The 12,378-nt window shown below is 63.8% G+C and carries 8 protein-coding genes; 1 reads left to right on the top strand and 7 read right to left on the bottom strand.

Translation table 11 applies throughout. The annotated features are described in order from the left end of the window. Positions 1 to 116: 116 nt before the first annotated feature. From HXS66_RS07750 to doeA, 6 genes are all read right to left on the bottom strand, one after another. The gene (locus HXS66_RS07750) at positions 117 to 4,955 is read right to left on the bottom strand and encodes an NAD-glutamate dehydrogenase (protein ID WP_176503215.1); all 4,839 of its coding nucleotides are present in this window, start codon (positions 4,953 to 4,955) and stop codon (positions 117 to 119) included. 385 nt (positions 4,956 to 5,340) lie between these two features. Continuing rightward, complete coding sequence (trmA, locus tag HXS66_RS07755) at positions 5,341 to 6,471, bottom strand: tRNA (uridine(54)-C5)-methyltransferase TrmA (protein ID WP_136938875.1); 1,131 nt, start codon at positions 6,469 to 6,471, stop codon at positions 5,341 to 5,343. 173 nt (positions 6,472 to 6,644) lie between these two features. Then, a complete protein-coding gene (murI, locus tag HXS66_RS07760; RefSeq protein ID WP_176493542.1) occupies positions 6,645 to 7,574 on the bottom strand; it encodes a glutamate racemase in 930 nt (309 codons plus the stop codon). 50 nt (positions 7,575 to 7,624) lie between these two features. Further along, positions 7,625 to 8,125 carry an Lrp/AsnC family transcriptional regulator gene (locus tag HXS66_RS07765; RefSeq protein ID WP_255303153.1) on the bottom strand — a complete coding sequence of 167 codons (501 nt, stop codon included), beginning with the start codon at positions 8,123 to 8,125 and terminating at the stop codon, positions 7,625 to 7,627. Next, on the bottom strand, positions 8,122 to 9,207 hold the full coding sequence (gene doeB / locus HXS66_RS07770; RefSeq protein WP_077378423.1) for a N(2)-acetyl-L-2,4-diaminobutanoate deacetylase DoeB: 1,086 nt from the start codon (positions 9,205 to 9,207) through the stop codon (positions 8,122 to 8,124). Before doeB ends, HXS66_RS07765 begins: the two co-directional genes overlap by 4 nt. A 76-nt stretch (positions 9,208 to 9,283) precedes the next feature. Further along, positions 9,284 to 10,510: an ectoine hydrolase DoeA gene (doeA, locus tag HXS66_RS07775; RefSeq protein ID WP_176503260.1), complete on the bottom strand. Its 1,227-nt coding sequence runs from the start codon at positions 10,508 to 10,510 to the stop codon at positions 9,284 to 9,286. A 341-nt stretch (positions 10,511 to 10,851) separates the two neighbouring features. Here doeA and HXS66_RS07780 point away from each other — a divergent pair, with 341 nt between their 5' ends. Then, positions 10,852 to 11,808, top strand: coding sequence for a glyoxylate/hydroxypyruvate reductase A (locus HXS66_RS07780; protein ID WP_308478142.1), 957 nt, complete (start codon positions 10,852 to 10,854; stop codon positions 11,806 to 11,808). 10 nt (positions 11,809 to 11,818) lie between these two features. On the opposite strand, the gene HXS66_RS07785 is transcribed toward HXS66_RS07780, so the two are convergent. After that, positions 11,819 to 12,286: an Lrp/AsnC family transcriptional regulator gene (locus HXS66_RS07785; protein ID WP_304363344.1), complete on the bottom strand. Its 468-nt coding sequence runs from the start codon at positions 12,284 to 12,286 to the stop codon at positions 11,819 to 11,821. Positions 12,287 to 12,378 lie beyond the last annotated feature (92 nt).

Below are 12,378 nucleotides of genomic sequence, written 5' to 3' on the forward strand. Positions count from 1 at the left end.
TTGGCAATCGCGATTTTCTTGATTGCACAAAAAAACCCCCGCCATTGGCGGGGGTTTCGTTCAGCGATGACGCTTACAGATGTGCGTATCGCGGGTCAGCAGAGTTCCTGCCCGGCTCACGCCTCGCGACGGGACTCGGCCAGATCGACCAGTTCACGCAGTGCGACGGCGAACAGCGGGAAGCTCAACTGGGCACCACTCTTCATCTCGCCGAGCAGTGAGCACCAGCGGCTGACCAGTCCTTCATGGCTTGCCATCCAGTTGTCGACACGCTCATCGATCTCGCGCGGGGCATTGTCCTGCTTGAGCACGCTGACGGTCAGGGCCAGCTGCTGACGATCCAGGTCATCACGGAAGCTCTCGCGCGCCTGGGCCTGCCAGCTGTCCTGCACCTCGAGGCCGTTGATCTTGTCGCCGACCCACGGCAGCTCGAGACGATGGCCGATGCCGTAGAAGGCTTCCGCCACACGGTTGATCTTCTCGCCGGTCACCTTGGCGGCCTCGATGATGCCGAGACCGGCATACAGGCTTGAGGTCGCCGCGATGGTGCTGGCCAGCGCTTCCGGAACGCCTGCCTCGACGTAATGGTCGCGACGAGCCTCCCAGTGCTCGCGGGCTTCGCCCTTGAGGCGCTCGCCGATGCTCTCGGACAGCTGAGCCAGACGCGGCGCGAAGTGCGAGATGCTCTCCTTGACGCCCATGCTGCTGCGCTGACGCAGGAACCAGCGGGTGGCGCGACGCATCAGGCGCATCAGATCGCTCATCATGCGGTACTGCATGTCGGCCGGCACCTGGTGATCCAGCGCCTCGATCTGGGTCCACAGCGCTTCCAGGTTGAAGCTGTCACGCGCCACGATGTAGGCACGCGCAATCTCGGCCTTGCCGGCACCGGTGGTGTCTTCCAGGCGACGCACGAAGGCGATGCCCATGTGATCCACCAGGTCATTGGCGATCTGGGTGGCGGCGATCTCACGCTTCAGACGGTGCTGATACATCTCCTCCGGGAAGCGCTCCATCAGCACGCGCGGGAAGGCACGCTCCAGATGCTGCTGCACGTAGCTGTCATCCGGCACGTCAGAGGCGATCAGGCTGGTCTTGAGATCGCTCTTGGCGTAGGACACCAGCACGGACAGTTCCGGCAGGGTCAGGGCTTCACCGGCATTGGAACGCTCGATCAGTGCCTCATCGGAGGGCAGGAACTCGAGTTCACGATCCAGGGTACCGGCCGCTTCGAGTTCATTGATGAAGCGACGGAAGACGCCCATGCCTTCCTTGGACTGCAGCTCGGAGAGCGACAGTGCCTGGGTCTGGCGATAGTTGTCCTTGATCACCAGCTCGCCGACCTCGTCGGTCATCTCGGCCAGCTGCTGGTTGCGCTGCTTGTCGGTCAGGTCACCGCGGGCGACGATGTCGTCCAGCAGGATCTTGATGTTGACCTCGTGATCCGAGCAGTTCACGCCACCAGCGTTGTCGATGAAATCGGTGTTGACGCGCACGCCACGCTTGGCTGCGGCTTCCATGCGGCCACGCTGGGTCAGCCCCAGATTGCCGCCCTCACCGACCACCTTGCAGCGCAGCTCGTTGCCGTTGATGCGCAGACCGTCGTTGGCCTTGTCACCGACATCGGCGTGAGTCTCGGTGGAGGCCTTGACGTAGGTGCCGATACCGCCGTTCCAGATCAGATCGACCTGTGCCTTGAGCATCGCGTTGATCAGCTCGTTGGGCGCCAGGCGGTCTTCGCGGATGTCGAAGACTTCCTTCATCTGCGGCGTGATGGTGATGGTCTTGGCATCACGCGAGAACAGACCGCCACCTTCGCTGATCAGACTCTTGTCGTAGTCGTCCCAGCTGGAACGCGGCAGACGGAACAGACGCTCGCGCTCGGCGAAGCTCTTCGCGGTGTCCGGGTTCGGGTCGACGAAGATGTTGCGGTGATTGAAGGCACCGACCAGACGGATCTTCTCGGACAGCAGCATGCCGTTGCCGAAGACGTCACCGGCCATGTCACCGATACCGACCACGCTGAACTCGTCTTCCTGGATGTTGATGCCCATCTCGCGGAAGTGACGCTGCACGCTGACCCAGGCGCCCTTGGCGGTGATGCCCATGCCCTTGTGGTCATAGCCGTTGGCGCCACCGGAGGCGAAGGCATCGCCCAGCCAGAAGCCGTACTCGTTGGAGATGGCATTGGCGATGTCGGAGAAGGTCGCGGTGCCCTTGTCCGCCGCGACCACCATGTAGGGGTCGTCTTCGTCATAGCGCACGACGGCGTTCGGCGGTACCACGTCACCACCGGACAGGTTGTCGGTGATGTCGAGCAGTGCGCGGATGAAGATCTGGTAGCAGGCGATACCTTCCTTCTGGATCACGTCACGGTCGTTGCTTTCCGGCATGCGCTTGCAGACGAAGCCGCCCTTGGCACCCACCGGCACGATGACCGCGTTCTTGACCTGCTGCGCCTTGACCAGCCCCAGCACTTCGGTGCGGAAGTCCTCGTGACGGTCGGACCAGCGCAGACCACCGCGCGCGACCTTGCCACCGCGCAGGTGTACGCCCTCGACGCGCGGCGAGTAGACGAAGATCTCGAACATCGGACGCGGCTTGGGCACGTCCGGAATCTGACGGGTATCGAGCTTGAAGCTGATGTAGTCCTTGGCCTGACCATCTTCCGCCGGCTGGAAGAAGTTGGTGCGCAGGGTGGCCATCATCAGATCCACGTAGCGACGCAGCAGACGGTCGTCGTTGAGGCTGGAGACCTGATCGAGCAGACCGTTGATGCGCTCGCGGCAGGCGCTGACGTCATCCTCATCGCCCTGACCCTGCGGGTCGAAGCGCAGGTTGAACAGCTGCACCAGCTCGCGGGTGATATCCGGATGACTGCCCAGGGCATTGGCGATGTAGGCCTGGGAGAGGCCGAAGCGGATCTGCTTCAGGTAACGCGCGTAGGCACGCAGCATCGCCACTTCACGCCAATCAAGGCCGGAACCGATGATCAGGCGGTTGAAGGCGTCGGATTCGGCTTCGCCGGACCAGATCTTCTTGAAGGCTTCGATGAAGCTCTCGCGCACTTCGGACAGCTCGACTGCGCCCTTGCCGTGGTGCTCCAGATCGAAATCGTGGATCCAGCAGGTGGCATCGCTGCGCTCGATCTCGTAAGGACGCTCGCCGATGACGCGCAGCCCCAGGTTCTCGAGAACCGGCAGCACGTCGGACAGCGGAATCGGCTGATGCTTGTGGAACAGCTTCAGGTTGACACCCGAGTTGTCATCCTCGACCAGACGATAGGTGCTCAAGGCCACGACATCGCCTTCATCCAGCGCACGCAGATGGCCCACGTCGTAGACGGCGGTGCGCGGCGAGAAGTCATCACGGTAGCTGCCCGGGAAGGCATCGCGATAACGGCTCATCAGTTCATTGGCCTGCTCTTCACCGAAGCCTTCCACCATCGCGGCATGCAGCTCGTCACGCCAGCTGCGTGCCAGCTGGGCGATCTTGTTCTCCAGCGCGCGCATGTCGTACTGGCCAGGCTCGTCGCCCTTGAAGCGCAGGATGAACTGGATGCGTGTCAGCACGGACTCGGACAGATACGGCGTGAAATCACCGAAGGTGGCATCCAGCTCTTCGCAGAGCAGATTCTGGATGCGCACGCGCAGGTCGGTGGAGTAGACATCGCGCGGCACGAACACCAGCACGGAGAAGAACTTGCCGAAGCGGTCTTCACGCACGATCAGACGCACGCGACGACGCTCACGGATATTGAGGATGCTGGTGGCGGTGCGGGTCAGCTCATCCGTGGAGATCTGGAAGAGGTCATCACGCGGATAGACTTCCAGAATCTGCAGCAGGTGCTTGCCGTTGTGGCCCTTCGGGTTGACCCCGGCGGCCTCCATGACGTCCTGCACCTTGCGACGCAGAATCGGCACGTTGCGCGGACTCTGGTTGTAGACCGTGGAGGTGTAGAGCCCCAGGAAACGACGCTCGCCGATCACGCGGCCTTCGGCATCGAAGCGCTCGACAGTGATGTAGTCCGGATAGGCCGGACGGTGCACGCGGGCGTGGAAGGCGCTCTTGGCGAAGGACAGCAGCTCCGGGATCAGCACGTACTGATCGCTGTTGACGCTCTGCTGATGGCGGGACTGCTCGTGATAGCGCTCGAGGTCCAGCTTCAGGACGCCAAGCTCGGAACCCTCGACCTTGCTCAGCACGCGAGTGCCGTCTTCCTGCTCTTCGACGGTGTATTCGTCATAGCCGAGGAAGGTGAAGTGATCGTTGCCCATCCACTCCATGAACTCGCAGGCTTCCTGGTGATCCGCCTCGGACACGGTGGCAGGACGGTTGTCACGCAGCTCTCTGAGCGCCTGAGCCCCCTGGGAGCGCATGGCCTCGAAATCCGCCACGGCGACCCGCACTTCAGCCAGCACTTCACTCAGGCTGTTTTCCAGATCTTCGAGCATCTCGCCATCGTTGTGACGATCGATCTCGATGTAGATCAGTGACTCGCGCGTCTCGGGAGCGTTCTCGGCGCGCGGCGCGGTCACGCGCTCCAGCTGACCGGAGGCATCGCGCGCCACGGCCAGCACGGCATTGTGGATGGCATGCACGGTGATGCCGCGACGATTGAGCTCGATGCGCACCGAGTCCACCAGGAAGGGCATGTCCGGGTGCAGCACTTCGATGATGGTATGGGTGGACTGCCAACCATGCTTCTCGAAGTCAGGGTTGTAGGCGCGCACCTTGGGGGCAGCGTGACTCTGCAGGAAGTGCCATACGGCCAGAGTGGAGCCGTAGAGGTCATCCAGCTTGCGCTCGGCCATGTCCTCGAAGGAAGCCGTCGCATGATAATCGCGCGCAAAGGCCGCGATTTCCTGCACCTTGTCCTTGGGAAGTCGCTTGTCCAGCTGCTCTTGGAGCTGCGCAAGGAATTCCTGCTTGCCGTCCGTCGCCACGTGTAGCATCAATCACCTCGACTGACCTGATGGAAGTATCAGGAAGAATAGTCATAGAGAGCCCACGCTCGCACCCGTGACAGGATGCCAAGGCGCAGGCTCATGCAGTGCATCACAGACTAGCGCAGTCTGTGCCTCGGCCCCATGCCTGTTCCATATTGGTCATGCTGCATGACATCTGTGCATCGGGTATTGACTTGCGCCTCGCATCATGAAACGAAAGTCTAACAAGGCGTTCATCGAGACAGACACGACGAGGCCCCGCCGCCACTATCACTCCCGATGGCTCATGGAGCCGGATCTGGAGTCTAGTTGGCAACGGGGCCTCGGCTTTTCAAGCGTCGAGGCGGAAAACGCTCCGCCGTCTCTCACTTGCTGACACGCCTGCTTTCACTCACTTCCTGACGAGATAGACCCCACACTCCAGGTGGTCGGTATAGGGGAACTGGTCGAACAGCGCGAAACGCTCGATGCGATGCGTACGGCACAGCACCTCGAGATTCTCGCTCAGCGTCTGCGGGTTGCAGGAGATATAGACGATGCGCTCGTAGCGCGCGGTCTGTTCGCAGCTGTCGGCATCGAGACCGGCGCGCGGCGGGTCCACCAGCACGGTGCGGAAGTCATGATTCTCGAGGTCCATCTCCGCCACGCGACGCCCCTCCTTCTCACCGGCCAGTGCCAGCGAGAAGTCCTCGGCGGACATGCGCGCCACCTGGGCATTGTCGATGCCATTGGCCGCCAGATTGACCTGCGCCGAGGCCACCGACGTCCGCGAGATCTCGGTGGCCAGCACGCGACGGAAGTTCTCGGCCAGCGCGATGGTGAAATTGCCGTTGCCACAATAGAGCTCGACCAGATCGCCCTGCTCCCGGCCTTCCGCTTGCGCCTTGTCCGGATGGGTCACGTCGCGCGCCCAGCTGAGCATGGAGCGGCAGATCTCGGCGTTGGGCTGGGTGAAGCTGTTCTCGACCTGCTGATAGACATATTCACGTCCATCGACCTCGAGACGCTCGAAGACGTGATCGCGCGTCAGCACGAGGTGCTGCTTGCGTGAACGCCCGATGATCATGATGTCGAGTTCCTGCTCCAGCGCGCGCGCCTCGGCTTCCCAGTCCTCTTCCAGCTTGCGGTGATAGATCAGCGTGACCAGTGCCTCGCCACTCAGGGTGGTGAGGAATTCACACTGGAACAGACGCTCACGCAGCACCGGACTGGCCTTGAGTCGCTCACGCAGCAGCGGCATCAGCGTATTGATGCGCTGGCTGGCCACCGGGAAGTCGTCCATGCGCACGACCGTCTTCTTCTTGTTGCCCTCATCGTCGAATTCCACCTCGAACATCGCATAGTAGAGGTCGTCATCCTCATGCCAGATACGAAATTCGCAGCGCATGCGGTAATGACTGGGCGGCGAGGGAAACACCTCGAGCTCCGGCGCATCGAAGGCGGCGAAACGGGCGCGGGTCTGCTCGGCCTTCTCGGCAAGCTGCTGTTCATACTGACTGGGATCGACGACGGCGATGGCCACACTGACTCCTGCCTGCGGGCATACCGCAGCACTGAAACGATGAGCAAAGGGACGCGGATGGGGTCATGGCAAGCCATGCCGATCACGTCCATTCAAAGGTTGGGCGCGCTAGCCTACCACCGGCAGCGCGAAGCTCAAGCACGGGTTGGTGACTCATGCAGCGACAGGGGCCGTCAGGGGCCGAGCGCGAGTCCTCGAGGGGCGGCAAACCCCTGGCTTTCAAGTGCAGTGGCAAGGCCGGGCTGACAGGCATCCGTCGCCAGGGCGATGCCTGCGTCAGACACCTCGTCTTGCGCCAGCGTGGCCTGCGCCGTGCGGGCCGGCAACTCCAGCACCTGGGCCACGCGCCGTGCGATCGCCGCGCCGGAATCCACCAGCGCCAGCGGTGGTTCACCCGGCGCATTCCTGCCCAGGGCGCTGGCGATATCCGCGCTGAGCAGCGGGAAGTGGGTACAGCCGAGAATCACCACCTCCAGCCCCGGCACCGCCGCGAGATCCGCCAGACTCGCCGCGACCACCTCGGGGCGAGCAGCCTCGCCACGCAGACGGCGCTCGGCCTCGGCGACCAGCGGGTCCGCCGCGACGCGAATCACCTGGCAATCCGCCGCGAAATCATGGATCAACTGCTCGGTATAGGCACGCCTCACCGTGGCGGAGGTGGCCAGCAAGCCGAACACTGGCGGCTCGCCCTGTGCGCGGCGCACCGCGCTCTGACGGCTGCGCGCCAGCAGCGCGGCAGGCTTGATCGCCGGTACGGTACCGATCACCGGAATCGACAACGTCTCGCGCAATGCCTGCAGCGCCAGCGTGCTGGCGGTATTGCACGCCACCACCAGGGCACGCGCTCCACTTGCCTCGACCGCCGCCGCACACACCTGCGCGATGCGCGTCACCAGCCAGTCATCGGCCTTGGTGCCGTAGGGGAGCGCGGCGTTGTCACACACATAGGCCAGCGGCAACGTCGGCCATTGGCGGCGAATCTCCGCCGCCACCGAGAGTCCTCCGACCCCCGAATCGAAGATCAGCACCGGCGCGTCAGGCGCGTCAGATAGGACATGGGACTGGCTGACAACGGAGCCTGAAGGGGCGGTGGAAGGCGCCATGATGATGATATCTCGCGCTGCGAAAGAGGAAGGTCGGCTGCAATGGCGCGCTATTTTACCTGCTTGGTGACGATGTAGGTGAAGTAACGATCGATCCCAAGCTCGGAGACCAGCCAGCGGTCGATCAATCGCTGGTAGGCATCGATGCTCGCCGTCTCGAGACGCAGCAGATAATCCACGCCGCCGCCGACCGCCACACACTCGATCACCTCGTCCGCCTCGCGCATGGCGCGCTCGAAGCGCTGGAAGCTCTCGGCATCGTGATGCTTGAGGTGTATCTCCACCCATACCGGCGTGCGCGGGGCTGCCACCACGCCACCGCCGCGCTGCGCCTCGAGCAGCGCCTGATTGATGCGCGCCGAATAGCCCTCGATGATGCCGGCCTGCTCAAGGCGCTTGACCCGCTCCCAGCACGGGCTGACCGACAGATTGATCTCCTCGGCCAGCCGCGACTTGGTAATGCGACCATCGCGCTCGAGGATCGCCAGAATCTTCAGATCGAAGGCATCAAGCCTGGGCGCGGGCATCGCGCGCGCAGCGCCTGAACTCATGAGGCATCTCGCGCCAGGTCGTCCACCACCTCGGCGATCACCGCCAGCGTATCGCCGAGACTGACCTGCGCCGGGAAACGCCGGGCCACCAGCACGCCGTCGCGCTCGGCACGATATTCCACCGCCGGCTGGCCGGCCCGCCCCAGCGGGTAGACCCGAGCCACGCACTGCCCCGCGCTGACCTGCTCACCCAGCGCCACGCACAGTTCCAGCAGGCCTTCATGCTCACTCTGCACGTAGCAGCTGGCGTCCGGCATGTCGATCAGCAGCGGCCTGGCCGCCTGGTCGGCATGGCGTCGCTCGACATCGCCCTCCAGGTCGGCACGACTGCGTTCGCGCAGCACGCCACTGAAGGCGAGGAAGTTGTCGACGCCACGGTCGGCGATCGCCTGGCGCTCAGGCGTGGTGGAACCGCCGCCCCCCAGCTCCGTGGTGACGAAGACCTTGCCCTGGCGCTCCACGGCAGTGTCGTAGAGCGCCTCGGCATCCAGCTCGAACATCATCATCGCCGAAGGCGCACCGAAGGCCAGCGCGCCGGCCAGACTCTCGGCTTCCTGATGACGGCACTGCTCCACGCCCAGCGACGCCTCGAGATAGTCCAGGCGGTGCGCGGCCGCGAACGGCAGGATATCCAGGGTGCGGCCACCGGAATGCAGGTCCAGCGCGTAGTCACACTGCGGTACCAGCACCCGGGTGAAATAGTCGGCGATCTGCTCGGTAGGTCCCCCCTCGGGATCGCCGGGGAAGCTGCGATTGAGATTGCCGCCATCAAGTGGCGAGCAGCGCCGGCCGGCCTTGGCCGCCAGCGCATTCATGGTCGGCACGATGATGACACGCCCCTGCACGTCCTCGGGCGTGAGGCGGGCCGCCAGCTTGTAGAGCGCGGTGATGCCCTCGTACTCGTCACCGTGATTGCCGCCGGTGAGCAGCACCGTGGGGCCTTCACCGTTGGCGATCACGCTGATCGGGGTCATCACGGCACCCCAGGCAGACTCATCGGTGGAAATCGGCAGCTTGAAGAAGCCGTGCTGAAGGCCATCGGCGTTCAGGTCAATGGTCAGGCTGACGGGAGATTCACGCATGACAGGCCTCCTTGGCCGGACGAACTCACAACAACAAAGGCGTATGGCATCGCATCACTGACGAACGGCCAGCCCGTCACTTGACGAACAGCTGGCGGGGCACGTCACACAATGGCTCGGCACCATTCTCGGTGATCAGGATCGACTCGGTGATCTCGAGCCCCCAGTCATCCATCCACATGCCGGGCATGAAGTGGAAGGTCATGCCCGGTTCCAGCACCGTCTCGTCACTGGGGCGAAGACTCATGGTGCGCTCGCCCCAATCCGGCGGATAGCTGATGCCGATGGGATAGCCGCAACGTGCGCCCCCCCGGTCGAAGCCGTACTTGTCCATCGCCGCGCCCAGCGCCAGCGCGATGTCGCAGCAGCGATTGCCCGGCCTGGCGATGGCCAGGCCACTTTCGATGCCTTCCAGCAGGGCGGACTCGCCGCGCACGAAATCGCGCGGCGGCCGACCGAGAAACACGGTGCGCGAGAGCGGCGCGTGATAGCGCTTGTAGCAGCCGGCGATCTCGAAGAAGGTGCCCTCGCCCTCGCGAAACGGCGTGTCATCCCAGGTCAGGTGAGGGGCAGCGGCATCACTGCCGGTCGGCAGCAATGGCACGATGGCCGGATAGTCGCCGCCGAGAATCTCGCCATTCGGCCCGACCACACCCTCGACCCCGACACGATAGATCTCGGCGACCAGTGCGCTCTTGGGCAGGCCCGGCTCGATCATCTCGAGGATGCGCGAGTGCATGCGCTCAACGATGCGCCCCGCCACGCGCATGTAGGCGATCTCCTGCTCGGACTTGATCGCCCGACACCAGTTGACCAGCGAGTTGGCGTCCACCAGTCGCGCGTGGGGCAACTCCTTGACCAGCGCCAGATGGGCACGTGCCGAGTAGTAGTAGTTGTCGAGTTCGACCCCCACCACGCCGTCGTGCCAGCCGCGCTGCGGCAGGATCGACTGGGCGAGAAACTCCATCGGATGCATGTCCGGATTCTGCACGTAGTAATCCGGATACCACAGGATGTTGTCCTCGCCCATCCAGCAGGTACGCAGCGCGCCGTTGCCGTCCTGACGGCGTCCGTACCAGACTGGCTCACCGCTCAGACCCAGCAGTACACATTGGTGCACATAGAAGGACCAGCCGTCATAACCGGTCAACCAGGCCATGTTGGAGGGGTCGGAAATCACCATCACATCGATGCCGGCACGCGCCATTGCTTCCCGGACACGCTGGATACGGGCGTGATATTCCCCGATGGTGAAGGCCTGGCGTCCGGCCGACAGTGGCCGCGGCACCCAGTTGACGGGCATCGCCTGCGCTTCGCCATTCGGCAAGTTGTTGAGCCCCGCGAATGGAGGCTGGGCAATAGGCGGATGCGACGGGAATTGGCTCATGCAGCGCTCCTGTTCAATCAGGCCTTGAGGCAAGCAGCACGTCGGGGCGGAGCCTTACGCGCGCCTCTGGTGCCCAGAGCCGTCAACGTATATGCGAACATCCGAATTCCCCTCTTGATTCGAGTCTGTCACTCTGCCGACAGCGGGTCAAAGGCGACTCTGGCACTGTCGCCCTTCCCTTCGGCCCTTGCAAGGGCCGCGCCATCATCACGACATCACCGGGAAATACTCCAGGGCCTTTCAGGAGACTCTTTCAGATGAGCCACATGCGAATTCTGGTACATCACGAGCGGGCAGAACGCTGGTGCGAGGCACTGCGTGAGCGTCTGGACAGCAGCGACATCGAGATCCTCGCCGATGACGGCGAGACCCTGGGCGACATCCTGGTGGTGTGGGCACCGCCGGCGGCACTGTTCGAGCGGCATCGCGAACACGACGTGAAGGCGATTCTCAATCTGGGTGCCGGCGTGGACAGCCTGCTGGCCAATCCCGCCCTGCCTCGAGAGGTGCCGGTGCTCAAGCTGCGCGATGCCGGCATGGCCAGCCACATGCTCGATTACGTGCGCTACGGCCTGCTGCACTTCCGACGTGACTTCGATCGCTACGCTGTCCAGCAGTCAGAGCGTCACTGGGCGCCACATCGCGTGGTGCGCGCCAGGCATTATCCGGTCGCGGTGCTCGGTCTGGGTGCCATCGGCCGGCAGATCGCCGAGGCGCTGGCGGCAGACGGCTACCCCGTGCATGGCTTCAGCCGCAGCGCCCACACCCTGGAGGGCGTGACCTGCCACCATGAACAGGGGGAAGGCGGTCGCTCGCTCAAGGCAGTGCTGGGAGATGAAACGCTTGGCCTCAAGGCGGTGATCAACCTGCTGCCCAACACCACCGCCACTCGCGACGTGCTGAATGCAGAGGCCTTCGCGGCCCTGCCCGATGACGCCGTGCTGATCAATCCCGGCCGCGGCAGCAGCGTGGTCGAGGAGGATCTGCTCGCGGCGCTGGAGAAGGATCAGTTGCGCGGCGCGCTGCTGGATGTCTTCCAGCATGAGCCGCTCGCCGGCGACAGCCCGCTGTGGCAGCACCCGAAGGTGATCATCACCCCGCACGCCGCCGCCCCGACCCCGGTCTCCGAGGCCGCCGACCAGCTGGCGGAGAACATCCGCCGCGTGCAGCGCGGTGAGTCCCTGACGGGCATCAGTCTGGAACACGGCTACTGAGACGTGCGTTTCACACCGGAAGCGCGGTGGTCGACTTGATACACTCCATCGCGAAGCGTGCCGAGACATCGGTGAGGTCATCGAGGGTATTGACCAGCTGCTTGTAGACGCGGTCGTAGGCATTCATGTCCGCGACCTGAACCTTGAGCAGGTAGTCATAGTCGCCCGCCATGCGATAGAACTCGGTGACTTCCTCGACCTCCTCGATCACCGCCACGAACCGTTCGAACCAGGCCCGCGAATGATCGCGGGTCTTGAGTTGCACGAAGGCGGTCAGCCCCAGCCCGACCCGCTCGGCATCCAGCAGCGCCACCCGCGCGGTGATCACCCCGCATTCCTCCAGCCGCTTGAGGCGCTTCCAGCAGGGTGAGGTGGTCAGATGCACCGACTCCGCCAGTGCCGCCAATGACAGGCTGGCATCACGCTGCAACAGCCGCAGCAGCGCGCGGTCCGTGGCATCGAGCACAATTTTCTCCATACTCCCTCCTCACGACAAAATCTTGCTACAGAACATGGCCTACGCCATGACAACTGGCAAGTTTTGCCTGACAGCCGGTCGTACCATGAAGG

The sequence above is a fragment of the Cobetia sp. 5-11-6-3 genome, assembly GCF_013374055.1.
GTDB classification, from domain to species: Bacteria; Pseudomonadota; Gammaproteobacteria; order Pseudomonadales; family Halomonadaceae; genus Cobetia; species Cobetia marina.

What these genes read in the sequence shown, in the direction of transcription:
- HXS66_RS07750 (WP_176503215.1), bottom strand. Translation starts at nt 4,955, where the DNA reads ATGCTACACGTGGCGACGGACGGCAAGCAGGAATTCCTTGCGCAGCTC.
- HXS66_RS07785 (WP_304363344.1), bottom strand. Translation starts at nt 12,286, where the DNA reads ATGGAGAAAATTGTGCTCGATGCCACGGACCGCGCGCTGCTGCGGCTG.
- doeA (WP_176503260.1), bottom strand. Translation starts at nt 10,510, where the DNA reads ATGCCCGTCAACTGGGTGCCGCGGCCACTGTCGGCCGGACGCCAGGCC.
- doeB (WP_077378423.1), bottom strand. Translation starts at nt 9,207, where the DNA reads ATGCGTGAATCTCCCGTCAGCCTGACCATTGACCTGAACGCCGATGGC.
- HXS66_RS07780 (WP_308478142.1), top strand. Translation starts at nt 10,852, where the DNA reads ATGAGCCACATGCGAATTCTGGTACATCACGAGCGGGCAGAACGCTGG.
- HXS66_RS07765 (WP_255303153.1), bottom strand. Translation starts at nt 8,125, where the DNA reads ATGAGTTCAGGCGCTGCGCGCGCGATGCCCGCGCCCAGGCTTGATGCC.
- murI (WP_176493542.1), bottom strand. Translation starts at nt 7,574, where the DNA reads ATGGCGCCTTCCACCGCCCCTTCAGGCTCCGTTGTCAGCCAGTCCCAT.